The following is a 24,091-nucleotide window of genomic DNA, read 5'->3' as shown; positions in this document are numbered from 1 at the left end:
GCGGGTATCCCGAAATCAGGAGCTGACCTTACCCACCAGATTGTGACACGGCCCGGCAAGCAAACGCCGGGCCGTGTCGTACGATTCGGGATATTTCTTCGATCAAATGGGGGACCAATTGAATAAGCTCTTCCCGGCCGCTGCGGCTGCGGCGGCCATTCTCGTCCTGACCGGCTGCGGCGGTGGCGCCGGAGGATCGGCTGAACCTGCAGCAACGGCTTCGCCGACGTCGGCGGGGAAGGTGGGCGTTATGTCCACCGATCAGAGCTGCAACCAGCTCCTCGACAAGGGCGAGAAAGGCCGGCTGCTGACGGCCCAGGCCTTTGTGGCCAATCTGCCCGCCGAGGTCACGCCAACCCACCGGACCACGGCCAAGATCGGCGCTGGCGACCTGGAGTACGTGGCAAAGACCGCGAACGACACGATGAAGCCCCTGATTCTTGACCTGGCCAATCCCCTGAAGGAGCTAGGCGAGGGCGGCCGGCAGGACTTTGACCGTGAGGGCTACACGGCGGCCGAGACCAAAGTTCTGGAGAAGTGCAAGCACCAGTACGCCTCGTACCAGGGGAACAAAGCTGCCAAAGAAAAGGCAGCAGCTGAAGCGGCGGCCAAGAAGGCGGCAGAGGAGGCCGCCGAAGCGGCGAAGAACGCTCCCAAGGATTACGCCGGCGCTGGAGACGACATCGTCACGATCACGAAGCACAGCACCGGAGCCCAGGTCGCAGTGATCACGCACAACGGAGGCAGCAACTTTGCCGTCCACACGCTTGACGCGGCACTGGAGAACACGGACCTGCTGGTGAACACCATCGGCAACTACAGCGGCACGGTCTTGTTCGATGCCCGAAGCCGGGGCGAGACGACAGCCTTGAAAATCACAGCCGATGGACCGTGGACGGTCAAACTGGTTTCCCTGTCGAGCCTGCGGTCCTTTGACGGCTCGGTGCCGATGACCGGCACGGGGGATGATGTTTTCCACTACACGGGTGCTTCCAAGCCTGCGGTCTTCACCCACGACGGGTCATCCAATATCGCCGTCCACAGGTTTGGTACCCGTCCGGACCTGCTCATCAACGAGATTGGCGCCTACACCGGAACCATAGTCTGGGCACCGGGCCTTTACCAGGTCTCGGCCGATGGGAACTGGTCAGCGACCCTGAAGTAGGAGTTTTCCTGACGCGATGCCGCCGGCCTCGATACACCTTGGGTGAGACCGCCGCGGGGTCCCCTGAATGATTAGGACGGCGCCCCAAAATGTCGCCGCTGTCAGGCGCCTTTCCATCCTGGTTGCGTATTTCACCAATTTCCACTCGGGATGTGTCCGCCGGCATATGGGTACTACTCTGACCTCCGTCGTACGCGTCCCCTCGGGGCGTAACCGAAGTCCCCACTCGTTGAGAGAACTCCTGCGCTATTTACCCGAGTCACTGAAAAAGTCCCCAGCATTTTCACTGGTTTGCCCCGTCAAGGACGAGCGGCGGGAAATAATCCGGATGAGCTTGGTTTCTCCACTGCGCCCACCGGGGATCACTTGCTAATACTGGAAGACTCATGGGTCTCGGGGAATAATGTGCTGTCACTGGCAATTCAGGCAAAACGGCAGGGTGCCGCACGAGTGTCGATACTGTCAGCGGCGAGATACCTCACTCCTGACACGGTTACAAGTGAATGGCTGCAGACCCAAGCTGCGAAGACTCCGTATGACCCATTCTTCTGCCCTGTGACCCGCGGAGTTGTGGTCCCACAATGGCGGACAGTACAACCAAGAAGTGGGTGCGACCGGCGCAAAACCGGGGAACGCCTAATCTTCCAGAGGGCGAGCCAGGTCAATGCCGGACGAATAATCGGGTATGAGGTCTGGTCGCTGGATGTAGTGCTTTCGCGTTGTTGCGGGTGATGAATGCCCCAACTGTTTCTGTGCTGCCTCATCGCTGAATGCCTCAGCGATGACACTGCCCACGGTGGATCGAAATGTATGCGGCGTGATCTTCTCGCTTAGGCGCGCGTCCTCAATCGCTTTCTTAAGATCCGATCTGAAATTACTTAGCCTAACGAAAGTACCATTGCGGGTAGGGAAGACAGCGTTTGTACGCGTCTCGCCCTTGTTTGCATAGCGCCGACGCAGCATCTGCTGCAAAAGCGGATTAGTCGACTGGAGTGTCCTGTGGCTTTTCGAGGACTTCGGGTAGCTATGCCGATAGAAGGCGCCCTTCCGCTCCACGAGCGTTCCACTCACGGTAAGAAGAACCCTGTCACCTTCAACTTGCACGTCATCCCACCTAGCTCCCAGCGCTTCTCCGATGCGCAGTCCGGTACCTCTAAGCAGCAGGATTACGTCTGACAACCTGCTCGTGGGTCGCGGACCGCCAATCCCTGGCTCAGGATGACGCGGCTGCACGGCTTCTTGAACCGCTGCCAACGTGGTAGTCGCCAGCCTAACCGGCACTTTCTGTTTGTTAGGGACTTTCGAAACAAAGCGGACCGGGTTGTCGAGTCGGTGGCCTTGTCGAACGGCATAGTCCATGATTTGGCTGAGAACCTGTTTGGCCATGTCAGCGGTTCTGTACCCCTTCCCGGGTTTCTTCTTGTAAATGCCGTGGATGGCCTTTTCGAAATGAGGGGTCCTCAACTCGTCAAGAAGGAAGGGACCTAGGAGAGGAAGTACGTGAATGCGCAGGTTGTTCTCGTACGACGTCCAAGTTTGGATTCGTATTTGGTCGGTAGGTGGAGTACCGGTTTGCTTGGCCGCATCAATCTCTACTGGTGCAGGTTTACGCAAGGCCAGCCAATCTTCGGCAACTTCTGCAAAGGTCGGAGACACTGCCTGTTTGGCTTGCTCGGCCTCCTCCTTCAGCCGCTCGTACCGTTCTTGGGCCTCGGCGACTGCACGGCGCATTGCTGCTTGAACAGCAACTTTGGTACGCCCCGACCGCTTGATAGGGCGTCGAACGCCGGCGTAATCGTTGAAGTAGCTTCTGGCAGTCCATCTTCCGTCCTCCCCCAGTTTCGGCTGGTAGGTAAATAACTGCCACGCCGGGGGCTTTGAGCGAGCCATCAGGCGACCTTCTTCGTCTGGTGCTCCACCCAGTTGTTCACGTCGTCCCTGCGGTAAAGGACGCGGCCACGGCCGATGCGGATGTAGTTAGGGCCGATGTCCTGGCTTGCCCAGTTTGCAAGCGTGGCAGAGCTGAGACGCATGTGCTCAGCAGCTTCCTTGCGCGTCAGCCAGATGGTCGTGTCGGTGTCTTCATTTTTGTAGGTCACGCTGGTCTCTATGCGAAGTTCGGCGTGGCGGCTGCTCCGGGTGGGATGTGCTGCCCGAGGGCACACTTTCGGGCACACTTTGAAAAGTGATGAACAGGGGCGGCCGTGAATGCTTCGTATAGAAAAAACAGCTAGATAACGGCCCTCGCGGCACAAACGGGAGTACGCGGGAGCCTGCGGGATACCTTCACTCGTAATGAAAAGGTCAACAAGTGGATTCTTGGAGCAGACGAGCCATTTCAGACTCTACGAAACCGTCGGCTATGAGAAAGCTCAAACAGTCGGTGGACCACAGCTCTGGCAACTTTGTTCTTCCACTCAATTGCATCCCTTCAGCGTCCTCGCAATCGCGTCGCGCTCGGTTCGGGTGACCCAAAGACTGTATTTGGCCTTAACAGCAGTTTGGCGGGCGACGTATTCGCATCGGAAAGCTTTGTTCGGCGGCAGCCACGTGGCCGCGTCCTTGTCACCCTTGGCACCATTGGTAGGGCCGTCGGCGGCCATGAGATTCAGAGGGTCGTTGGCGAGTTCCTTGCGCTGGTAGTCGCTGAGCTGCTGTGCGCCCTTCTGCCAGGCGTCGCTGAGAGCGACGATGTGGTCGATCTGAACGTCCGAGCTCGTGTCCTGGCCTCGCGTGAAGGTAATCGTGGCGCCGGTGTACCTATCGGCCAGGGTTCCTGTCATGACCACACAGTTTTTGGTGCCTTGCTTGAACGTTTCGCTCGTCAAGTCTCGGGCGAGGATGTCATTACGGGTGTCGCAGCCGTTGCGGTCAATGTCAGCCCAGGCAGGTCCAAACTCATCGCGGGTGTACCCAGTCATTGGGGCCCGCGCCTTCGCCGGAATGCTCTCCAATTGCATTAGGGCGTTGGCGACGTCAACGGCAGCGGCTGGCCCATCGGCGGCGACGTCTGGAGTAGCGTCTGTGATTTCGAAAGCGTTGGTTGCGGCGGCACAACCTACTAGTGATCCAGCCAGCATCATCGCGGTGACAGCGGTTAGGACTTTGGCGGGAGAACGGGTAGTCTTCATGGTCCTTCTGGTTAAGTGGCGTCGTTGCACGCTAGCTTCGACCACCAGCTGCCGCAGGTAACCAAGTCCGTGGTGCCTGCCACACGGCCCATAGAACTCTTTCGGAAGTCGGATTCGGGTGCCACTGGTTGCATAAACATTTCAAACCATGGCCCTTACGGAAGCGCCACGCTTACTCAATGCGCCGCAGTCAGTCTGACTTTGGACCGAGTTCCGATGAGCCTTTCCTTCGTTACTGGACCACGGCCGGAGAGGGAGGAACCAGTGCTGCCGGGGAGGATCTCACTCAACTTGGCGATTTCCAGGATGTGTTCGGATGTGAAAATGATCTTTCCCTTTCCCCAGCATGCATGGGGGAAGCGTCCACTTGTGGCGCCGTCACGGAGCCATGACTCTGTGCAGCGCATCAGCGCGGCGGCTTCGGCGGGTTCAAAGAATTCGATCTCCACTGGATCTCCAAAAGGAAGGCGCTACTTTCCACTTTCATGGGCGTATGGAACCTGACCGACATGACCGACGCTGCGCGTCAGTCAAGCCAACCCGGGAACACTTCCGCCGTGATGAGTAGCATGACCGTCACCGCAGGAATGCCGTTACCGACCGCTCAGTCGCGTCAGCACCAGCCTGAAGCGCCTCCGGCATCAAGTGCCCGTACACCTGCTCTGTGGTCCGTGTAGAGGCGTGCCCGAGCCGGCGCGAAATGGTGAACAGGGGCACTCCGTCTTGGATCAGCCAGGACGCGTGGGTATGGCGGAGGTCGTGAATGCGGGGGTTCTTGGTCAGGCCAATTGCTTGGGCGGCGCGAACAGCAGGTACCCAGTAGTGGTGCCAGTAGAGCTTGTGGATGATGCGCTCGCCTTTCGGCGTCGTGAACACAAGTTCCTTACCGGGCCTGCTCGCCACCAACGGGATCAGCAATTCCACAAGCGCAGGGTTCAATCCTATGGTTCGCTTGCCGGCGCCTGTCTTCGTCGCGCCGATATAGAACTGGTTCTGCCCGTCCCGCTTCCAGGCCTTGTTGATTCGGGCAGTTGGCGGCTTGGAGAGCAGGTCCACGTCGGCTACAGTCAGCGCGGTGGCCTCACCGAAGCGGGTGCCCGTCATGACCAGGAAATTGGTAAAAGCCTTGTACCGCTCCCCCATCCCCTCCATGATGAGGCTGAACTCCGCATGGGTGAGGAACATCGCCTCGTCCTCGGCCTTCTCAACGCCCGGTAGCTGCACCCCACGGCAGGGGTTCCGCGTGATGTAGCCAAGCATCTCCGCCGTATTCATGGCCGCCGAGATCAGGCCATGCACGTTGTGGATAGTCTTCGGGGCCTTGCCCTTCGCCATCATCGACTTCACCCAGTGCGCGATCAGCCGGTAATCGAGTTTGTCCACGGGCACGTGGCCGATGACGTTCCGGATATGCAGGTCCAGCATCGTCTGGTACGTCTTCGTGGTTCCGCTCGACGGGCGGATCAGCAGGTCGATGTGCTCCTGAATGACTTCAGCAACGGTGGGTGTGCGCTTCTCGTTGGAGAGCATGGCATGCTGCGCGATTTCGAACGACTGGCCGTTGGCGTCGAGAAGCCTCTTCAGGGTTTCAGCTTCGACGATCGTGGCAACTGTCAGGCCCTGCTGCTCGCGGCTCTTCGGGTCCCGCCACAAGACCATGTAGGACGACGAGCCGTCCTTTTTGGTGCGTTTCCGAATGCTTGCCACACCAAAAACGGTACGCCGCTGTCAACACTTTGGGCGGTTTTGTCAACACTCAAAGAGGAAACAGGCCCTTGACCTGCGGAAATACTGTGCCCGAGGTGGGACTCGAACCCACACACCTTTCGATACCGCATTTTGAGTGCGGCGCGTCTGCCAATTCCGCCACTCGGGCGCGGAATACACAAAGCAACCCGGTACGCCCACAGCTGATTGTGAGCAACGCGATCGCTTCACGTACGCGGAATTACTCTACAGCCAGATAGGCTGAATTCCAGAATCGCGCCGCCGACGCCGCAACCGACCATGCAGATCATGTACAGGACCGGGCGCACCTAAGATAGTGATGTCCCCGCCGTACCTTTCCAAGGAGATCCCGTGACTGAACAGACGGAGTCAAAACCCACGTCCCAGCCGGCGCGCCGCGTCATTGTGGCCGAGGATGAAACCCTCATCCGCCTCGACATCATCGAAATCCTGCGCGGCGAAGGCTACGACGTTGTGGGTGAGGCGGACAACGGCGAGAAGGCCGTCCAGCTCGCCGAGGAACTGAAGCCGGACCTCGTCCTCATGGACGTCAAGATGCCCGTGATGGACGGCATCTCCGCCGCGGAGAAGATCGTCAAGGCCCGCATCGCCCCTGTGGTGCTGCTGACCGCGTTCAGCCAGAAGGAACTCGTGGAGCGTGCCCGCGACGCCGGCGCCATGGCGTACGTGGTGAAGCCGTTCACCCCCGCAGACCTCATCCCCGCACTGGAGATCGCCCTCTCCCGCCACGAGGAAATCAAGGCCCTGGAAAGCGAGGTCTCCGACCTCCAGGAGCAGTTCGCCACCCGCAAGCTCGTGGAGCGCGCCAAGAGCCTGCTCACCACCAAGATGGGCCTTACGGAGCCGGAAGCTTTCCGCTGGATCCAGAAGACCTCCATGGACCGCCGCCTGAGCATGCGCGAAGTGGCCGAGACCATCATCAACCAGGTCAACTAGTTCCGCCCGGTTGGGTCTGCCAAAATTCCGGCAGGCCCAACCAATAAGACCACAAACGAAAAGGACCCCCGCCGGTTGGCAGGGGTCCTTTTCGTCAGTCCGAAAGCCTTAGGCCTTCTTCTTCTTTTCCGGCCAGGGGCCGAGCTTTTCCTTGTTGCTGGTTGCTTCGCCAACGCGGGTGGAGTCGGCGAGGTCGCCCACCTTGTGCACCTTCAGCGAGTTGGTGGAACCGGCCTTTCCGGGAGGCGAACCGGCGGCGATAACCACCAGGTCGCCGTCGTCCACCAGGTTCATCTCCATGAGGCTGCGGTCAACCTGCGCGGTCATCTCGTCGGTGTGGTCCACCATCTGGACCAGGACCGGCTGGATGCCCCACGTCAGTGCCAGCTGGTTCCAGACCTGCTCCACCGGGGTGAACGCGAAGACGGGCTTGATGGGGCGCAGGCGGGACAGGCGGCGTGCGGAGTCGCCGGACTGGGTGAAAGCACAGATGTACTTTGCGTCCAGCTGGTCGGCAATTTCGACGGCGGCACGCGTGATGGCGCCGCCACGGGTCTTGGGCTTGGTACCCAGCGGGGGGACGCGCTCGAGGCCGTGGACCTCGGTGGACTCGATGATCCGGGCCATGACCTTGACGGTCTCGATGGGATACTTGCCCACGCTGGTCTCGCCGGAGAGCATCACAGCGTCCGCACCGTCGAGGACGGCGTTGGCGCAGTCGGAGGCCTCTGCACGGGTGGGGCGCGGGTTGTCGATCATGGATTCGAGCACCTGGGTTGCCACGATGACCGGCTTGGCCCAGCGGCGGGCCAGTTCGATGGCGCGCTTCTGGACGATCGGCACTTCCTCCAGGGGAAGCTCAACACCGAGGTCGCCACGGGCCACCATGATGGCATCGAACGCGTCGATGATCTCGGGCAGCTGCTCCACGGCCTGCGGCTTCTCGATCTTGGCGATGACCGGCACGCGGCGGCCTTCCTCGTCCATGATCTCGTGGACGCGGACAATGTCCGAGGCGTCGCGGACGAAGGACAGTGCCACCAGGTCAACACCGCGGCGCATGGCCCAGCGGAGGTCGTCCTCATCCTTTTCGCTCAGCGCGGGCACGTTGACGGCCACGCCGGGAAGGTTGATGCCCTTGTTGTTGGACACCATGCCGCCAACAGTCACCTCGGCGACCACCTTGACGTCGTCAACGGCAGTGGCACGCAGGGCCACCTTGCCGTCGTCGATCAGCAGGGCGTCGCCCACGTTGACGTCCTCGGTGAGGCTTTTCAGCGTGGTGGAGCAGATGTCCTTGGTGCCGGGAACGTCCTCGGTGGTGATGGTGAAGGTGTCACCAACGGCGAGGGCGTGCGGGCCGTCAACGAAGCGGCCCAGGCGGATCTTGGGACCCTGGAGGTCGGCCATGATGGCCACGGCCTTGCCCAGGTCCGCGGCTGCCTTGCGGACGTTCTCGTAGGTGTTGTCGTGCACGGAGTAGTCGCCGTGGCTCATGTTCATGCGGGCAACGTCAACACCGGCTTCCAGTACCGCGAGTGTGTTTTCGTAGCTGGCGATGGCCGGGCCGAACGTAGCCACAATTTTTGCGCGTCTCATATACCTACCCTATTGGTCTCTTGCATTGGTTAAGTTGTCACGGAGGTGAACCTCCGGTGTATCGCTAGAGGACGGCGATGGCGCGGTCCGTCGGGGCCACGGGAGCGGGCAGGATGGTGCTGCCCATCAGGTACTTGTCCACGGCTGCGGCGGCGGCGCGCCCCTCGGCGATCGCCCACACAATGAGCGACTGGCCGCGGCCGGCGTCACCGGCCACGAAGACGCCCTCGGTGTTGGTCATGTAGTAGCCGTCGCGGGACACGTTGCCGCGGCCGTCGAATTCGGCCTTGACCTGCTCGGTGATGCCGGCGGGTTCCGCTCCGGTGAAGCCCAGGGACAGGAACACCAGGTCCGCGGGAATGATCCGCTCCGTTCCGGCCTTGGGCAGGCGCTTGCCGTCAACGAATTCCGTCTCGGCCACCTTGACGCCCGTCAGCTTGCCGTCCTCGCCTACGAACTCCACGGTGGAGGCGAGGTACGTGCGCTCACCGCCTTCCTCGTGGGCGCTGGCAACCTCGAACAGCGTGGGGAACGTCGGCCACGGCTGGTGGCCGGCGCGCTCCGACGGCGGCTGCTTGCCGATCGCCAGGGTGGTGACCGAGGCTGCACCATGCCGGTGCGCAGTGCCGAGGCAGTCCGCGCCGGTGTCGCCGCCGCCGAGGATCACCACGTGCTTGCCCTGGGCGTGGATCTGGTTTTCGATGGTCTCCCCGGCCACGGCGCGGTTAGCCGGAACCAGGTAGTCCATGGCGAAGTGGACGCCGTCCAGGTCGCGGCCCGGGATGGGCAGGTCCCTGGGGACGGTTGCGCCGGTGCAGACCACCACGGCGTCGTAACGCCGCCGCAGCTGCTCCCAGGTCACGTCGGTACCCACGGCGACGCCAGTCCGGAAGCGGGTGCCTTCCGCCTTCATCTGCTCGACGCGGCGGTCCACCTGCTCCTTTTCCATCTTGAAGTCGGGGATGCCGTAGCGGAGCAGGCCGCCGATCTTGTCGTCGCGCTCGTACACGGCCACGGTGTGGCCCACTCGGGTGAGCTGCTGCGCCACTGCCAGCCCTGCGGGGCCGGAGCCGACGACGGCTACCGTCTTGCCAGTCAGGCGTGCGGGAGGCAGGGGCTCCACCCAGCCGTTGTCCCAGGCCTCGTCAATGATGGAGACTTCCACCTGCTTGATGGTGACCGCAGGCTGGTTGATCCCCAGGACGCAGGAGGCCTCGCACGGTGCCGGGCAGAGACGGCCGGTGAACTCCGGGAAGTTGTTCGTGGCGTGGAGGCGCTCGATGGCTTCCTCGCCCTTGTCCCGCCACGTGAGGTCGTTCCACTCGGGAATCAGGTTGCCCAGCGGGCAGCCCTGGTGGCAGAACGGAACGCCGCAGTCCATGCAGCGGCCGGCCTGGGCCTTCAGGGTGCCCTTCTCCTGCGCCTCGTACACTTCCTTCCAGTCCATGATGCGGACGGGAACGGGACGGCGCGGCTGGGTTTCACGCTGGCGTACTTTCAAAAATCCGCGTGGATCAGCCACCGGTTACCTCCAGGATTCGGGACCACACTTCTTCGCCGTCGGGGTCCAGGCCCTCTTCGATGGCGTCGAGACGGGTCTGCAGTACGGCAGCGTAGTCGCGCGGCAGCACCTTGGTAATGCGGGCGGCGGTGTCATCGAAGTTTTCGAGGAGGCGCGCCGCCAGCTGGGAATCAGTTTCTTCAACGTGCTTGACCAGCAGGCCGTGCACAATGTCGCGGTCCTCGGCGTCCAGCTCGCGGAGCTGGAGTTCGCCGGACTGCAGGGCGTCCTTGTTGACGCGGGCAGCGTCCAGGTCAAGGACGTAGGCGGTACCGCCGGACATGCCGGCGCCGAAGTTGCGTCCGGTGCGGCCGATGATCAGCGTCTGGCCGCCGGTCATGTACTCACAGCCATGGTCGCCGATGCCTTCGACCACGGCGGTGGCGCCTGAGTTGCGGACCAGGAAGCGTTCGCCCACCTGGCCGCGCAGGAACATCTCGCCGCTCGTGGCGCCGTAGCCGATCACGTTGCCGGCGATGACGTTGGTCTCCGCCTTGAACACGTTGGTGCGGTCCGGGCGGACGATGATGCGGCCGCCGGAGAGGCCCTTGCCCACATAGTCATTGGAGTCGCCGAACAGCCGCAGGGTGATGCCCGCGGGCAGGAACGCGCCCAGGGACTGGCCGGCGGTGCCGCTCAGGGTGATATCGATGGTGTCCGTGGCCAGGACATCGGTGCCGAACGTCTTGGTGACGACGTGCCCCAGCATGGTGCCCACAGAACGGTCCGTGTTGATGACGTCCACGGCAATCTTGACCGGGCTGCGGTCCGTCAGTGCCTCGGTGGACATGGTGATGAGGCGCTGGTCGAAGTGCTTGTCCAGCTCGTGGTTCTGGCCGGTCATGTTCCGCAGCGGGGCGTCGTCGTCGAACTCCAGCCCGTGCAGGATGGGGTCCAGGTCCAGGCCGTCGGCCTTCCAGTGGTTGACGGCGTCCCGGGCGTCGAGGACCTCGGCGTGGCCGATTGCCTCCTCGAGGCTGCGGAAGCCGAGCTCGGCCAGGATTTCGCGGACTTCCTCGGCAAGGAACTCGAAGAAGTTGACCACGAATTCCGGCTTGCCGCTGAAGCGTGCGCGGAGTTCCGGGTTCTGCGTCGCCACGCCCACCGGGCAGGTGTCCAGGTGGCAAACGCGCATCATGATGCAGCCTTCCACCACCAGCGGGGCGGTGGCGAAGCCGAATTCCTCGCCGCCGAGCAGCGCGGCGATCACCACGTCACGGCCGGTCTTGAGCTGGCCGTCAACCTGCACCACCACACGGTCGCGCAGGCCGTTGAGCATCAGGGTCTGCTGGGTCTCGGCCAGGCCGAGCTCCCACGGAACACCTGCGTGCTTGAGCGAGTTCAGCGGCGAGGCGCCGGTTCCGCCGTCATGGCCGGAGACCAGTACGACGTCGGCCTTCGCCTTGGTCACACCGGCGGCAACCGTGCCGATGCCCACCTCGGAGACGAGCTTGACGTGCACCCGGGCCGAGGGGTTGGCGCGCTTGGCATCGTAGATGAGCTGCGCGAGGTCCTCGATGGAGTAGATGTCGTGGTGCGGGGGCGGGGAAATGAGCCCGACGCCGGGCGTCGAGTGCCGCGTCCGGGCCACCCACGGGTAGACCTTCTGCGCCATGAGCTGGCCGCCCTCGCCGGGCTTGGCGCCCTGGGCCATCTTGATCTGGATGTCGTCCGCGTTGGTCAGGTACAGGCTGGTCACGCCGAACCGGCCGGACGCGATCTGCTTGACGGCCGAGCGGCGCTTGGGGTCGAGCAGGCGGTCAACGTCCTCGCCGCCTTCACCGGTGTTGGACTTGCCGCCCAACTGGTTCATGGCGATGGCCAGCGTCTCGTGGGCCTCCTGGGAGATGGAGCCGTAGCTCATGGCACCCGTGGAGAACCGCTTGACGATGCTGGAGACAGGCTCCACTTCCTCCAGCGGAACGGGCGGGCGCTCGTTCTTGAACTTGAGGAGGCCACGGAGTGTCATCAGGTTCTCGGACTGGTCGTCCACTCCCCTGGTGTACGCCTTGAAGATGTCGTAGCGGCGCTCACGCGTGGCGTGCTGCAGCCGGAACACCGTTTCCGGGTTGAACAGGTGGGGCTCGCCGTCACGGCGCCACTGGTACTCGCCGCCGCCCAGCAGCGGGCGGTGGGGCTGCTCGATGCCGCCCTCGGGGTAGGCCATCTGGTGGCGCGCGGAAACCTCCGCGGCGATGACGTCCAGGCCCACGCCGCCAAGCTGCGAGTGGGTGCCGGCGAAGAATTCGTCCACCAGCTCCTGGCCCAGGCCGAGCGCCTCGAACGTCTGGGCGCCGGTGTAGGACGCCACCGTGGAGATGCCCATCTTGGACATGATCTTCAGGACGCCCTTGCCGAGGCCCTTGATCAGGTTGTACACGCCGTCCTGCGGGGTGACCCCGGTGACGTCGCCGGCGGCAATCAGCTGCTCCACCGACTCCATGGCCAGGTACGGGTTGACGGCGGAGGCGCCGTAGCCGATCAGGACGGCCACATGGTGCGTCTCGCGGACGTCGCCGGCTTCCACCACCAAGGCAGTCTTGGTGCGGTTGGCGCTGCGCAGCAGGTGGTGGTGCACGGCGCTGACCAGCAGCAGCGACGGGATGGGCGCCCACTGGGCATTGGAGTCACGGTCGGAGAGCACCACGTACTGCACGCCGCGGTTGATGGCACCGGACACCTGCTCGCAGATCTCGGTGAGCCGTGCGCGGAGTGCATTCTCGCCGCCCTCGGGGCGGTAAAGCCCGCGGACCTTCATGGCCACCTTGTCGCCGTCGGCGTTTTCAATGTTGGCGATCTTGGCGAGCTGGTCGTTGTTGATCACCGGGAACGGCAGCTGGACCTGGGGCTGGCGGACCTGCTTGGTGTCCAGGAGGTTGCCGTTGGGGCCAATGGCACAGGTCAGGGAGGTGACCAGTTCCTCGCGGATGGCGTCCAGCGGCGGGTTGGTCACCTGCGCGAAGGACTGCACGAAGTAGTCGAAGAGCAGGCGGGGGCGCTTGGACAGCACCGCCACCGGGGTGTCCGAGCCCATCGCGCCCAGCGGTTCAGCGCCGGTGCGGGCCATCGGGCCGAGCAGGATCTTCAGTTCCTCGGTGGTGTAGCCGAAGGTGCGCTGGCGGATGTTCACCGACGCGGCCGTGTGGACCACGTGCTCGCGCTCGGGGAGTTCGTTGAGGTCGATCAGGTTGTCCTTGACCCACTCCGCCCACGGGTTGGCAGCGGCGACCTCGGCCTTGACCTCCTCATCGTCGATGACGCGGCCGGCTTCGGTGTCCACCAGGAACATCTTGCCCGGGGACACACGGCCCTTCTTGACCACCTTGGAGGCTTCGACGTCGATGACGCCCACCTCGGAGGCGAAGACGATCAAGCCGTCCTCAGTGATCCAGAAGCGCCCGGGACGCAGGCCGTTGCGGTCCAGCGTGGCGCCCACCAGGCTGCCGTCGGTGAAGGAGACGGCGGCGGGGCCGTCCCACGGTTCCATCAGCAGGGAGTGGTACTCGTAGAACGCGCGTCGGGCCGGATCCATGGTGGCGTGGTTTTCCCAGGCCTCGGGGATCATCATCATGATCGAGTGCGTTATGGGGCGGCCGGACAGCCACAGCAGCTCGGCCACCTCGTCGAAGGACGCGGAGTCCGAGGCGCCCGGGGTGCAGATGGGGTACAGCTCTTCCGGGGTGTCGCCCAGCAGCGGGTTGGCCAGCTGCGACTGGCGGGCGCGCATCCAGTTCCGGTTGCCCTTGACCGTGTTGATTTCGCCGTTGTGCGCGATGGTGCGGAACGGCTGGGCCAGCGGCCAGGACGGGAAGGTGTTGGTGGAGAAGCGTGAGTGGACGATTGCCAGCTTGGTCTTGAAGCGCTTGTCCGAGAGGTCCGGGTAGAACGGCTCCAGCTGGGCGGTGGTGAGCATGCCCTTGTAGACAATGGTGCGCGAGGACAGCGAAGGGAAGTAGACGCCAAACTTGTTCTGGGCCCGCTTGCGGATCCGCCAGGCGCGCGAATCCAGCTCATTGCGGTCCAGTTCCTCGCCGGTGGCGGATGCCAGGAAGGGCTGGGAGAAGTAGGGCATGCAGGCGCGTGCCATGGCACCGACCAGGTCCGCGACGATGGGCACTTCGCGCCAGCCGAGGACCGTCAGGCCCTCGTCGGCTGCCAGGCCCTCGATGCCGGCCTTCGCGGCGTCTGCCTCGCGCTGTTCGGCGGGGAGGAAGGCGGTGCCGGCCACGTACTGGCCGGGAGCGGGAAGTTCGAACTCCGTGACCGCGCGGAAGAATTCGTCCGGGATCTGCATGAGGAGGCCCGCGCCGTCACCGGTGCCCTCGTCCGCGCCCACGGCACCGCGGTGCTCAAGGTTGCGCAGGGCGGTGAGGGCGGCGTCCACGATGTCATAGCCGGGCTCGCCGCGGAGGGTGGCGATGATCGCAAGACCGCAGGCGTCCTTCTCCTGCTCCGGGTTGTAGAGCCCGGCCGCCTCCGGCAGGGCTGCGAAGCGCTTGAACGGCGACATGGCAGTCTCAGGCTGGTCCGGTTCTGACCAGCTGGGAGTGTGAAGAGTTTGGGTCATGGGAGACGTCCTTCCTCCTGATCGTGCGTATGGAAGGGACACCGTTGGCCCCACTCGTCGGCGCCGCTCTGATGGGCACAACAAAGTGTTATTTACTGGAAATTGTAGGTCAGCATGGCCTGCTGAACTAACAGTTACGCAGGCCCCTGCCCCGGGCAACACCGGACAGCAGCTCTATGCTGTCCAGGGTGGCCCCGCTGCCACGACGCTGTGGTGATTGGGCGCTTCGAGCGGTGGCTCTGCTGCCCTGCCTGGCCCGCGCGCTACTTGGTAGCGCCGGCTTCCGGCGCGGTTCCTGTGGCAGTGCTGCCGGACTTTCCGGCGGCCGTTGCGTCCGGTCCGGGCGTTGGGCCCGCCGGTGCAGCCGCGGCCTCTTCCGTTGGCACGGAAGCACGCCGGGAACCGTTTTGGTTATCAGGGAGATTATCACGCGATTCACTATCTGAGACAACAGTGTCCGGATCACGGACCTCGTCGACGGCCGCTCCTGCGGCCTTCGGACCGTCAGACTTCTCCGGCTCACGGCCCGGCAAGTACACGGTGTCCCGCCCGGTGCGCTTTTTCCTTCCCAGCAGGATGAAGGCCGCCAGGGCTGCCAGGAAAACGAAGATGCTGGTCCAGACGTTCAGGCGGGTGGTGATGCCGAACAGTTCGATCTGCTCGGCGTCATCTATCCGCATCGCCTCGATCCAGACCCGGCCCAGTGTGTAGTACATGGCGTAGAGCCAGAAGAGCCTGCTGCGGCGGAAGTTGAACTTCCGGTCCAATGCGAGCAGGAGGACGACGCCGGCCAGGTTCCACAGCGATTCGTACAGGAACGTGGGGTGGAACAGCGTGTCCGCCGGAGTTCCGGCCGGAAAGTTGGGGTTGTCGGCGTCGATCTGCAGGGCCCACGGCAGGGTGGTGGGGCCGCCGAAGAGTTCCTGGTTGAAGTAGTTGCCCCAGCGGCCGATGGCCTGGGCCAGCAGCAGTCCGGGGGCGGCGGCGTCCAGGAAGGCGCTGAGCTTGACGCCGCTGCGCCGGCAGCCGATCCAGGCACCCACGACACCCAGCACAACGGCGCCCCAGATGCCGAGTCCGCCGCGCTGGATCTGCGGTATGAGGGACAGGTCGCCGGTGCCATCGAATCCGGGGCCGAAGTAGGCGTCGGGTGAGGACACCACGTGGTAGAGGCGGCCGCCGATGATGCCGAAGGGGATGGCCCAGACCACGATGTCCCAGACGCTGCCTTCAGGTGCGCCCCGGCGGGCCCAGCGCACGGAGGTCAGCCAGAGGCCCGCCACGATGCCCGCCAGGATGCACAGTGCGTAGGCGTGGATGCGCAGCGTTCCCCAGGGAAGGGGAATATCGAACCCGGACCAGTCCGGGCTCGGAATGCTGGCCGGCACCAGGGCGGCTGCCTGAAGGAGGGTCTGCATGGGTTTAGGCTTCTTCCTCTGTCAGTCCGGTGCGGCTCAGTCCGGTGCTGAGGTCCTTGGTGAGGGCAGCGACGGCGTCCACACCGCCGTCGCGGATTGCTGCCACCAGGGCGGTACCCACGATGACCCCTTCGGCGTAGGCGGCGATCTCGCGGACCTGGCCGGCGTTGGAGACGCCGAGGCCCACGCACACCCGCTCGGCGCCGGCGGCGTGTGCCGCTGCCACCACGTCCTTGGCCGCGGTGCTGACGGAGGTCCGGGCACCGGTGACGCCCATGATGGACACGGCGTAGACGAAGCCCCGGCTGGCGTCCACCGTCCGCTGCATGCGCTCCGTGGTGGAGGACGGCGCAACCAGGAACACGCGGTCCAGGCCGTACTTGTCGGAGGCTTCCATCCATTCGGCAGCCTCATCCGGAATGAGGTCAGGGGTGATGAGCCCTGCTCCCCCGGCCTCGGCCAGGCGGCGGGAAAACTCGTCCACGCCCATCCGGACCACAGGGTTCCAGTAGGTCATGACCAGGACGGCGGCATCGGTCCTGCTGGTGATGCCCTGCACGACGTCGAACACCTGGCTGACGGAGAACCCCTTGGCCAGCGCCTCGGTGGTGGCGGCCTGGATGACCTGGCCGTCCATCACGGGGTCGGAGTAGGGAATGCCGATCTCGATGAGGTCGGCACCGTTCTCAGCCAGGGCGATGCCGGCGGCGATGGTCTCCTCGACGCTGGGGTAGCCGGCGGGAAGGTAGCCGATGAGGGCTGCGCGGCCCTCGGCACGGGCCTTGTCAATGGCGGCCGCTGACTTGCTGGTGGTCTGTGCAGTGGTCACAGCTGTTCCCCCTCTTTGCCGATTTCCGACTCGGCGGAATCCTTGTCCAACAGGTTGAACCATTCGGCTGCGGTGGCCACATCCTTGTCCCCGCGGCCCGAAAGGTTCACAATGACGATCTTGTCCTGCGCCGTGCCGCCGCTGGCCGCGGCTTCGGCGGCGAGGCGCTGGCCCACCTTGATAGCCCCCGCCAGGGCATGGGAGGACTCGATGGCGGGAATGATGCCTTCCGTGCGGCACAGCAGCCGGAAGGACTCCATGGCCTCGCTGTCCGTGATGGGCTCGTAGCTCACCCGACCGATGTCCGCCAGGTAGGAGTGCTCGGGGCCCACACCGGGGTAGTCGAGGCCTGCGGAAATCGAGTGCGACTCGATGGTCTGGCCGTCGTCGTCCTGCATGAGGTAGGAACGGGCGCCGTGCAGCACGCCGGGCTTGCCCAGCGTGATGGTGGCCGCGTGGCGTCCGGTGTCCACGCCGTCACCGCCGGCTTCGAAACCGTAGATCTTCACGGACGGATCGTCAAGGAAGCCGTGGAAGATGCCGATGGCGTTGGAGCCGCCGCCGATGCACGCGCAGACAGCGTCGGGGAGCCGGCCTTCCTGCTCGAGGATCTGGGCGCGGGCTTCCTCGCCGATGACTTCGTGGAAGTACCGGACCATGGCCGGGAACGGGTGGGCCCCGGCTGCGGTGCCCAGGAGGTAGTGGGTGTTGTCCACGTTGGCCACCCAGTCGCGCAGGGCGTCGTTGATGGCGTCCTTGAGGGTCTGCGATCCGCTGGTCACGGGGATCACGGTGGCGCCAAGGAGTTCCATGCGGGCAACGTTCAGCGCCTGGCGGCGGCAGTCCTCGGCACCCATGTACACCACGCATTCGAGCCCCATGAGGGCAGCGGCGGTGGCGCTGGCCACGCCGTGCTGGCCTGCGCCGGTCTCGGCGATGACGCGGGTCTTGCCCATCCTCTTGGCGAGCAGCGCCTGGCCGAGGACGTTGTTGATCTTGTGCGATCCGGTGTGGTTGAGGTCCTCGCGCTTGAGGAAGATGCGCACGCCCCCGGCATGCTGGGAGAAGCGCTTGGCTTCGGTCAGGAGCGACGGCCGGCCGGAGTAGTTCTTGTTCAGGTCGGCGATCTGGGCCCGGAATTCGGGATCTTCCTTGGCCTTGTTGAAGGTTTCCTCGAGTTCGTCCAGCGCGGCGATCAGGGATTCCGGCATCCACCGTCCGCCGTAGCTTCCGAAATAGGGTCCCGGGGCGTGCTTGAGGGACTCTCCCTGCAGGAATGCTTCGGCGGCATTGTTGTCAGTATTGTTGTCGGCGTTGCCGGAGGGTGCTTCAGCCATCAGTCCCGTCCTCTTCCAGTTGGATGTTTCTCAAAGTGTGGTTCCTGCGGGCCGGCCGTGCAGGACCGGCCGGCGGGGCACAGCCCCGCCTTCTGCTCCTGCACCTTTGTGTGCGTCAGCCGCGGGCGGCAATGGCGGCGGCGCCTGCCGCCTTGAACTCGGCGATCCGCTCCTGCGGTGTCGAGTGGCTCACCAGGGCCTCGCCGACGAGGACGGCGTTGGCGCCGCTGGCGGCGTAGTGCGTGACGTCGTCGGCGTCCCGCACGCCGGACTCGGCAACCACCACTGCCCCGGCCGGGATCTGCCCTGCCAGCGAGGCGAAAACGGAACGGTCGACGTCGAGCGTCTTCAGGTTCCGTACGTTGACGCCGATGATGCGCGCCTGCGCGGCAACGGCCCGCTCGATTTCCTCTTCGGTGTGCGTTTCCACCAGCACGTTCATGCCAAGTTCGCGGCTGAGGGCGCTGAACTCGGCGAGCTGGGCGTCGGAGAGCGCGGCAACGATGAGGAGGATCAGGTCCGCGCCGTGGGCGCGGGCTTCCCAGATCTGGTACTCGTCAAGCGTGAAGTCCTTCCGCAGGAGCGGAACGTCGACGGCGGCCCGCACGGCGTCGAGGTCCGCGAGGGACCCGCTGAAGCGGCGCTGCTCGGTGAGGACACTGATGACGGAGGCACCGCCGTCGGCATACTGCCTGGCGAGGGACGCGGGGTCCCCGATAGCGGCGAGGTCCCCCTTGGAGGGGCTGCGGCGTTTGATTTCCGCGATGACTTTAAGCTCAGCCCGGGAGGGCGAAGGGCCGCCGAGCGCTGCCCAGGCGTCGCGGGCAGGTGCCGCGGCCTGCGCCAGGTCCTTCAGTTCAGCCAGTGAAACAAGCTGTTTCCGGGCCTCCATATCCTCCCTGACACCGGCGTTGATGTCATCGAGAACAGTGGACATCAGTGGCCGGAGTTCTTCAGCTTGCTGCCTTCAACGCCGTAGCCTGCCTTGCGCATGATGTAGCCCAGGATCAGGCCGAGCACCATGACGCCGCCGCCGGCAATGAAGATGGGGGTGTTGGCAATGACGAACGCGATTGACATGATCAGGGCGCCGACCAGCATCACGATGACGCAGGTCCAGGCTGCGGGGCTGTTGCCGTGGCCAAGTTCCTGGCTGTGGTCGATGACGCCCGGGGCTACCGTGCGGGTGCCGGACTTGGAAACGGACGCAGGTGCTTTGCTCATGGAAATCTCCTCAGGGTGAATACTGCTTACATTCTGCCATTTTTTGGCCCGCAACCGTTTATCGGGCGGCGCGCTGCCGGTGCCCGGTGTCCGCGCGGGGCGCGTCAGGTGGGATCGTCGCCGCGGGAGAGCCGGTCCCAGCTGTCGATCTCGTCGACGGGACCCGCCGCCGCGGGGCTGCCCGCCGCCGGTGCGTCATATTTCGTCCGGGCTTTCCAGTGCCGTCCGGCGGGGACGATCACCAGGGCAGCCAGAGCCAGCAGGCATCCGGCCACGACGGCGAGGACCGGGAATGCTGTGACAGCCACCTGGGCCTGGCTTCCGGTGACGCCGGTCGCTTCCGCTATGGATCCCTGGGCGGCGGCCAGCGGGCTGGCGAGGACCGTCGCGGCTGCTGCGACAATTCCGGCGGCGGCCAGGACGATGATGGCGGTGATGATCCACCGGGCAATCCGGCCGGCAATGGCGGCTGCCAGGCCCCCGGCGAGGGCCACCAGAGCCAGGGCCGTGACGGCGGTGGCCGCCTTGCTGCCCTGCACCGGGAGCGGTTCCTGCGCGGCGCCGCCCTGGCCAAGCTGGTTGGGATCGAGGGTCACACTGATCCAGGTCTGGGTGGTGGTGCCGAAAACCGCCAGCGCCAGCACGGCAATGAGCAGTACCAGCGTGGACTTACGGGCCCAGGCCGGCGCCGCGGGACCCTTGGCCGCAGCTGCCGCCTGCCCTGCGCCTGCCTGTCCCGATACGGGTTCCCGTGCTGATGAGGGTTCCTGTGAGGCTTCCGGACGGGGCATCAGGAGTCCGACCCGCCGGGAAGCGAGTCCGCGGAGATGTTCTGCAAGGTGCCCGCGGTGTGGACGGCGCGGAGGGGCGCCGCGGCCTTGTTGACGGTTTCCAGGGCCTCGGTGTCGTTGACCGAATCAGCCACGATGCCGCCCCCGGCCTGGACGTAGGCGCGCCCGTCCCGGATCAGCGCGGAGCGGATGGCGATGGCCATGTCCATGTCGCCGGCGAAATCCAGGTAGCCCACCACTCCGCCGTAGATGCCCCTGCGGTGCGGTTCGAGTTCATCCAGGAGCCGCAGCGCACGTGGTTTGGGGGCGCCGGACAGTGTGCCCGCCGGGAAGGTTGCCTTCAGCACGTCGTAGGCCTTGGCCTGGGGCGACAGCTGTCCCACCACGGTGGAGACCAGGTGCATGATGTGGCTGAAGCGCTCCACCTCCATGAACTGGGTAACGTCCACCGTCCCCGCCACGCAGACCTTGGACAGGTCGTTCCGTGAGAGGTCCACCAGCATCAGGTGTTCAGCGCGTTCCTTCTGGTCCGCCAGGAGTTCCTCGGCGAGTGCCTTGTCCGCCTCCACCGTCCGGCCCCGAGGCCGGGACCCGGCAATGGGGTGGGTGATGACTTCCTCACCGGTCACCGTCACCAGCGCCTCGGGCGAGGAGCCAACAATGGAGTACTCCCGGCCGTCAGCGTCCTCGAGGCTGAAGATGTACATGTAGGGGCTGGGGTTGGTGTTCCGCAGGACCCGGTAGACGTCCAGGGCCGATGCCTGGCACTCCATTTCGAAGCGGCGGGAGATGACCACCTGGAACACCTCGCCGTCCACGATGGCCTCCTTGCCGCGGTCCAGGGCAGCCAGGTACTCGGCCTCGTCCCAGCGTTCCTGGACGCTGGAGGCGAAGTCCAGTGCCGCGGGAGCCAGGACCGAGACGGGCTGCGCCACGGGGGTGCTGACCTTGGCGAGCAGCGCTTTGACCCGGGCCACAGCGTCGTGCCAGGCCTCATCCACCCGCTCGGAGCTGTCATCGAAGTTGATGGCGTTGGCGATAAGCAGCACGGTGCCGTCGACGTTGTCGTGGACGGCCATGTCCGTGACCAGGTTCAACGCCATTTCGGGGAGCTGCAGGTCGTCCTCGGGCGGGCTGACCAGGCGTTCCCAGTGCCGGACCGTTTCCCAGCCCAGGAATCCCACCAGGCCGGAGGTGAAGGGCGGCAGTCCGTCGAACCTGTCGGTGCGGAGGGCTTCAATGGTGTCGCGGATGGCGTCCACCGGGCTGCCGTCCACGGGGACCCCGGCGGGAGGCTGGCCCAGCCAGTGCGCGTTCCCGTCCTTGGTGGTCAGCGTGGCCCTGGACCTCGCGCCGATAAAGGAGTAGCGGGACCACGCCCCGCCTACTGCCGCGGATTCCATCAGGAAGGTGCCGGGCTGGCCGTTGGCGAGCTTCCGGTAGAGGCCGATGGGGGTCTCGGCGTCCGCGAGCACCTTGAGCCGGACAGGGACGACGCGGCTGTGCCCGGCCAGCTCCCGGAATTCCTCGAGGCCCGGGCTGATGATTCCAAGGTCCTGCATGGCTATGCTGTTCCGCCTGTTCTCGTTGGTCCGTCTGCGCCGGCGCCTGTAGGTGTGCTTGCGGGGGCAGCCGGCCCTCCCCCGAGGGTCCGCAGCGGGCTGCGGTTCCTGAGTTGTTCAGCCTGCCTGGCCGGTGGTGACAGCCAGGTCCCGGCCGTCGAAGCAGGTCCGGGTGCCCGTGTGGCACGCTGCGCCCACCTGGTCCACCCGCACCAGCAACGCGTCGCCGTCGCAGTCCATCGCCACGGACTTGACCCACTGCACGTGCCCGGAAGTGTCCCCCTTGCGCCAGTACTCCTGGCGGGAACGCGAGTAGAAGGTCACCCGCCCGGTGGTCATGGTGCGGTGCAGCGCTTCATCGTCCATCCAGCCCAGCATGAGGACCTCGTTGGTGTCGTACTGCTGCACCACGGCGGCTACGAGGCCGGCACTGTCGCGCTTGAGCGCGGCGGCCAGTTCGCCGGGAAGCGGGCTTGGGTTTGCTGCGGCGGCCGGGCCGGGCGCGGCAGCCACGGGCACGGCAGAGCCGGGGTTCGGGACGGGGGCGGGGTACTCAGACATCAGGTCAAGTCTAGTGCCTGCGCCGCGGCCCCGGATGTGTGTGAACAACGGCACGCCAGCAGGGGCAGCCGCGCTGCCCAACTCCGCGCCTGTCATGCTAGTTTCACAAGTGATGCATTTCGTCGAACCGTCCCGAGAAGTCCTGGCCGAGACCCTGCTTGCGGCCGGTCCTGATGCGCCCACGCTGTGCAAGGGCTGGCGCACCAGGGACCTTGCCGCGCACCTGTACCTGCGCGAACGCAAGGCAGCCGTAGGGCTGGGCCTGATCATCAAACGGCTGGCCAAAGCCTCGGACCAGGCCACTGCCAGGCTCGCCGCGAAACTGACCACCGCCGAAGCGTACGCAAAGCTGGTCAACACGTTCCGGGCAGGACCGCCTGCGCTGTCCCCTATGAACATCAAGGCCCTCGACGAGAGCTCCAACCTCATCGAATACTTCGTGCACACGGAGGATATCCGCCGCGCCGTTGACCGGTGGGCGCCGCGGGCACTGGACGAGGCGTACTCGGAGGCTCTCTGGGACGAACTCGTCAAGCGCGCCGCGATCCTTTACCGCGGCGTTGACCTGGGAATCGTCCTGGTTCGCCCGTCCGGGCCCCGCCACGTCGCCAAGCGCGCACCTGTTTCGGTGGCCATCGTGGGCGAGCCGGGCGAGCTGCTGATGCACGCCCACGGCCGCACCCGCCACGCCCTGGTGACCTTCGAAGGCCAGCCCGACGCCGTCGCCCTCCTCCAGTCAGCCGAAGTAGGCCTTTAACCCCCAACTAAGTAGCGCTAAGTGTCGTTATGAGCCCTCAAGACGACACTTAGCGCTACTTAGTTGGGTTGGGACACGCTTTAGCGGACTTCGAAGCCTGCGTTCCGGATGGCGTCCTTGACCTGGGACATCATGTTGTCCGGTCCCCAGTGGAAGATCGATGCTGCCAGCACGGCGTCTGCACCCGCGGCGACGGCCGGGGGGAAGTGGGCAGGCTCCCCTGCTCCGCCGGAGGCAATGATGGGCACCTTGACCGCAGCCCGGACCAGCCTGATGAGCTCCAGGTCGAAGCCGTCTTTGGTGCCGTCGGCGTCAATGGAGTTGAGCAGGATCTCGCCCACGCCGCGGTCCGCGGCTTCCCTGGCCCAGGCAATCGCGTCGATCCCGGTACCGGTCCGTCCGCCGTGGGTGGTCACTTCAAATCCCGACGGCGTGGGCTGGGAACCGGGGCGGGTGCGGCGGGCATCGAGGGACAGGACGAGCACCTGGGAACCGAAGTGCCGGGTGATCTCATCGATGACATCGGGCCGGGCGACGGCTGCGGTGTTGATGGACGCCTTGTCCGCGCCGTACCTCAGCAGCTTGTCCACCTCGGCAACACCGCGGACGCCGCCGCCCACCGTGAGCGGAATGAAGACTTCCTCCGCGGTGCGGCGGACCACGTCAAAGGTGGTCTCCCGGTTGCCCGAGGACGCCGTGACGTCCAGGAAGGTCAGCTCGTCCGCGCCGGCGTTGTCGTAGCGGTGCGCCAGCTCCACGGGATCGCCGGCATCCCGCAGGCCCTCGAAGTTAACGCCTTTGACGACGCGCCCGGCGTCCACGTCGAGGCAGGGAATGACGCGTACTGCTACTGCCATGGGAGCTCCTGGAAATTCTGGCTTGTGCTGCGCTGGGTTGTTAAAGC

Annotated in this window: 20 protein-coding genes and 1 tRNA gene; 3 read left to right on the top strand and 18 right to left on the bottom strand. The window is 65.0% G+C overall.

The annotated features are described in order from the left end of the window. Positions 1-250 precede the first annotated feature (250 nt). Positions 251-1,165 (top strand): hypothetical protein, encoded by a 915-nt coding sequence (locus NFU08_RS11530; protein ID WP_251423352.1) that lies wholly within the window; start codon positions 251-253, stop codon positions 1,163-1,165. Positions 1,166-1,801: 636 nt separating this feature from the next. On the opposite strand, the gene NFU08_RS11525 is transcribed toward NFU08_RS11530, so the two are convergent. From NFU08_RS11525 to NFU08_RS11500, 6 genes are all read right to left on the bottom strand, one after another. Continuing rightward, entirely contained in the window at positions 1,802-3,055 is a 1,254-nt protein-coding gene (locus tag NFU08_RS11525; RefSeq protein WP_251423349.1) for a site-specific integrase, read from the bottom strand. Continuing rightward, the gene (locus tag NFU08_RS11520; RefSeq protein ID WP_251423347.1) at positions 3,055-3,264 is read right to left on the bottom strand and encodes an AlpA family transcriptional regulator; all 210 of its coding nucleotides are present in this window, start codon (positions 3,262-3,264) and stop codon (positions 3,055-3,057) included. The genes NFU08_RS11525 and NFU08_RS11520 overlap by 1 nt, the downstream gene beginning before the upstream one ends. A gap of 318 nt (positions 3,265-3,582) precedes the next feature. Then, on the bottom strand, positions 3,583-4,296 hold the full coding sequence (locus NFU08_RS11515; RefSeq protein ID WP_251423344.1) for an HNH endonuclease family protein: 714 nt from the start codon (positions 4,294-4,296) through the stop codon (positions 3,583-3,585). 176 nt (positions 4,297-4,472) lie between these two features. Next, complete coding sequence (locus NFU08_RS11510; RefSeq protein ID WP_251423341.1) at positions 4,473-4,745, bottom strand: hypothetical protein; 273 nt, start codon at positions 4,743-4,745, stop codon at positions 4,473-4,475. 127 nt (positions 4,746-4,872) lie between these two features. Beyond that, a complete protein-coding gene (locus NFU08_RS11505; protein WP_251423338.1) occupies positions 4,873-6,003 on the bottom strand; it encodes a site-specific integrase in 1,131 nt (376 codons plus the stop codon). Positions 6,004-6,090: 87 nt separating this feature from the next. Then, positions 6,091-6,172: transfer RNA gene (locus NFU08_RS11500), tRNA-Leu, on the bottom strand. 203 nt (positions 6,173-6,375) lie between these two features. Between NFU08_RS11500 and NFU08_RS11495 the strand changes: the two genes are divergently transcribed. Beyond that, a complete protein-coding gene (locus tag NFU08_RS11495; RefSeq protein ID WP_009358190.1) occupies positions 6,376-6,981 on the top strand; it encodes an ANTAR domain-containing response regulator in 606 nt (201 codons plus the stop codon). A 108-nt stretch (positions 6,982-7,089) separates the two neighbouring features. On the opposite strand, the gene pyk is transcribed toward NFU08_RS11495, so the two are convergent. From pyk to hisI, 11 genes are all read right to left on the bottom strand, one after another. After that, complete coding sequence (gene pyk / locus NFU08_RS11490) at positions 7,090-8,580, bottom strand: pyruvate kinase (RefSeq protein ID WP_174179224.1); 1,491 nt, start codon at positions 8,578-8,580, stop codon at positions 7,090-7,092. 64 nt (positions 8,581-8,644) lie between these two features. After that, entirely contained in the window at positions 8,645-10,102 is a 1,458-nt protein-coding gene (locus NFU08_RS11485; protein ID WP_174179226.1) for a glutamate synthase subunit beta, read from the bottom strand. Beyond that, positions 10,095-14,708 (bottom strand): glutamate synthase large subunit, encoded by a 4,614-nt coding sequence (gene gltB / locus NFU08_RS11480; RefSeq protein WP_174179228.1) that lies wholly within the window; start codon positions 14,706-14,708, stop codon positions 10,095-10,097. Before gltB ends, NFU08_RS11485 begins: the two co-directional genes overlap by 8 nt. A 263-nt stretch (positions 14,709-14,971) precedes the next feature. Continuing rightward, the gene (gene lgt, locus NFU08_RS11475; protein WP_251423335.1) at positions 14,972-16,126 is read right to left on the bottom strand and encodes a prolipoprotein diacylglyceryl transferase; all 1,155 of its coding nucleotides are present in this window, start codon (positions 16,124-16,126) and stop codon (positions 14,972-14,974) included. Positions 16,127-16,130: 4 nt separating this feature from the next. Further along, entirely contained in the window at positions 16,131-16,955 is an 825-nt protein-coding gene (gene trpA, locus NFU08_RS11470) for a tryptophan synthase subunit alpha (RefSeq protein WP_174179232.1), read from the bottom strand. Continuing rightward, a complete protein-coding gene (trpB, locus tag NFU08_RS11465; RefSeq protein ID WP_251423332.1) occupies positions 16,952-18,292 on the bottom strand; it encodes a tryptophan synthase subunit beta in 1,341 nt (446 codons plus the stop codon). Before trpB ends, trpA begins: the two co-directional genes overlap by 4 nt. Positions 18,293-18,407: 115 nt before the next feature. Then, complete coding sequence (gene trpC / locus NFU08_RS11460; RefSeq protein WP_174179244.1) at positions 18,408-19,229, bottom strand: indole-3-glycerol phosphate synthase TrpC; 822 nt, start codon at positions 19,227-19,229, stop codon at positions 18,408-18,410. After that, positions 19,229-19,516: an HGxxPAAW family protein gene (locus tag NFU08_RS11455; protein ID WP_104187722.1), complete on the bottom strand. Its 288-nt coding sequence runs from the start codon at positions 19,514-19,516 to the stop codon at positions 19,229-19,231. The genes trpC and NFU08_RS11455 overlap by 1 nt, the downstream gene beginning before the upstream one ends. A 104-nt stretch (positions 19,517-19,620) precedes the next feature. Then, a complete protein-coding gene (locus tag NFU08_RS11450; RefSeq protein WP_251423329.1) occupies positions 19,621-20,307 on the bottom strand; it encodes a Trp biosynthesis-associated membrane protein in 687 nt (228 codons plus the stop codon). Beyond that, a complete protein-coding gene (locus tag NFU08_RS11445) occupies positions 20,307-21,869 on the bottom strand; it encodes an anthranilate synthase component I (protein ID WP_251423326.1) in 1,563 nt (520 codons plus the stop codon). The genes NFU08_RS11450 and NFU08_RS11445 overlap by 1 nt, the downstream gene beginning before the upstream one ends. Before the next feature lie 117 nt (positions 21,870-21,986). Further along, positions 21,987-22,430, bottom strand: coding sequence for a phosphoribosyl-AMP cyclohydrolase (gene hisI, locus NFU08_RS11440; RefSeq protein ID WP_174179250.1), 444 nt, complete (start codon positions 22,428-22,430; stop codon positions 21,987-21,989). Positions 22,431-22,542: 112 nt separating this feature from the next. Here hisI and NFU08_RS11435 point away from each other — a divergent pair, with 112 nt between their 5' ends. Then, the gene (locus NFU08_RS11435) at positions 22,543-23,187 is read left to right on the top strand and encodes a TIGR03085 family metal-binding protein (RefSeq protein WP_066280589.1); all 645 of its coding nucleotides are present in this window, start codon (positions 22,543-22,545) and stop codon (positions 23,185-23,187) included. Between the two features lie 80 nt (positions 23,188-23,267). Here NFU08_RS11435 and hisF read toward each other — a convergent pair whose 3' ends face one another. Beyond that, the gene (hisF, locus tag NFU08_RS11430; protein ID WP_188730001.1) at positions 23,268-24,044 is read right to left on the bottom strand and encodes an imidazole glycerol phosphate synthase subunit HisF; all 777 of its coding nucleotides are present in this window, start codon (positions 24,042-24,044) and stop codon (positions 23,268-23,270) included. Positions 24,045-24,091 lie beyond the last annotated feature (47 nt).

The sequence above is a fragment of the Pseudarthrobacter sp. NCCP-2145 genome (genome assembly GCF_023708005.1).
GTDB lineage: Bacteria > Actinomycetota > Actinomycetes > Actinomycetales > Micrococcaceae > Arthrobacter > Arthrobacter oxydans.
The sequence above is the reverse complement of the archived record's forward strand: the minus strand, read 5'-3'. Positions and strand labels throughout refer to the sequence as shown.

What these genes read in the sequence shown, in the direction of transcription:
- NFU08_RS11530 (WP_251423352.1), top strand. Translation starts at nt 251, where the DNA reads ATGTCCACCGATCAGAGCTGCAACCAGCTCCTCGACAAGGGCGAGAAA.
- NFU08_RS11525 (WP_251423349.1), bottom strand. Translation starts at nt 3,055, where the DNA reads ATGGCTCGCTCAAAGCCCCCGGCGTGGCAGTTATTTACCTACCAGCCG.
- NFU08_RS11515 (WP_251423344.1), bottom strand. Translation starts at nt 4,296, where the DNA reads ATGAAGACTACCCGTTCTCCCGCCAAAGTCCTAACCGCTGTCACCGCG.
- pyk (WP_174179224.1), bottom strand. Translation starts at nt 8,580, where the DNA reads ATGAGACGCGCAAAAATTGTGGCTACGTTCGGCCCGGCCATCGCCAGC.
- gltB (WP_174179228.1), bottom strand. Translation starts at nt 14,708, where the DNA reads ATGACCCAAACTCTTCACACTCCCAGCTGGTCAGAACCGGACCAGCCT.
- lgt (WP_251423335.1), bottom strand. Translation starts at nt 16,126, where the DNA reads ATGCAGACCCTCCTTCAGGCAGCCGCCCTGGTGCCGGCCAGCATTCCG.
- trpB (WP_251423332.1), bottom strand. Translation starts at nt 18,292, where the DNA reads ATGGCTGAAGCACCCTCCGGCAACGCCGACAACAATACTGACAACAAT.
- trpC (WP_174179244.1), bottom strand. Translation starts at nt 19,229, where the DNA reads ATGTCCACTGTTCTCGATGACATCAACGCCGGTGTCAGGGAGGATATG.
- NFU08_RS11455 (WP_104187722.1), bottom strand. Translation starts at nt 19,516, where the DNA reads ATGAGCAAAGCACCTGCGTCCGTTTCCAAGTCCGGCACCCGCACGGTA.
- NFU08_RS11450 (WP_251423329.1), bottom strand. Translation starts at nt 20,307, where the DNA reads ATGCCCCGTCCGGAAGCCTCACAGGAACCCTCATCAGCACGGGAACCC.
- NFU08_RS11445 (WP_251423326.1), bottom strand. Translation starts at nt 21,869, where the DNA reads ATGCAGGACCTTGGAATCATCAGCCCGGGCCTCGAGGAATTCCGGGAG.
- hisI (WP_174179250.1), bottom strand. Translation starts at nt 22,430, where the DNA reads ATGTCTGAGTACCCCGCCCCCGTCCCGAACCCCGGCTCTGCCGTGCCC.
- NFU08_RS11435 (WP_066280589.1), top strand. Translation starts at nt 22,543, where the DNA reads ATGCATTTCGTCGAACCGTCCCGAGAAGTCCTGGCCGAGACCCTGCTT.
- hisF (WP_188730001.1), bottom strand. Translation starts at nt 24,044, where the DNA reads ATGGCAGTAGCAGTACGCGTCATTCCCTGCCTCGACGTGGACGCCGGG.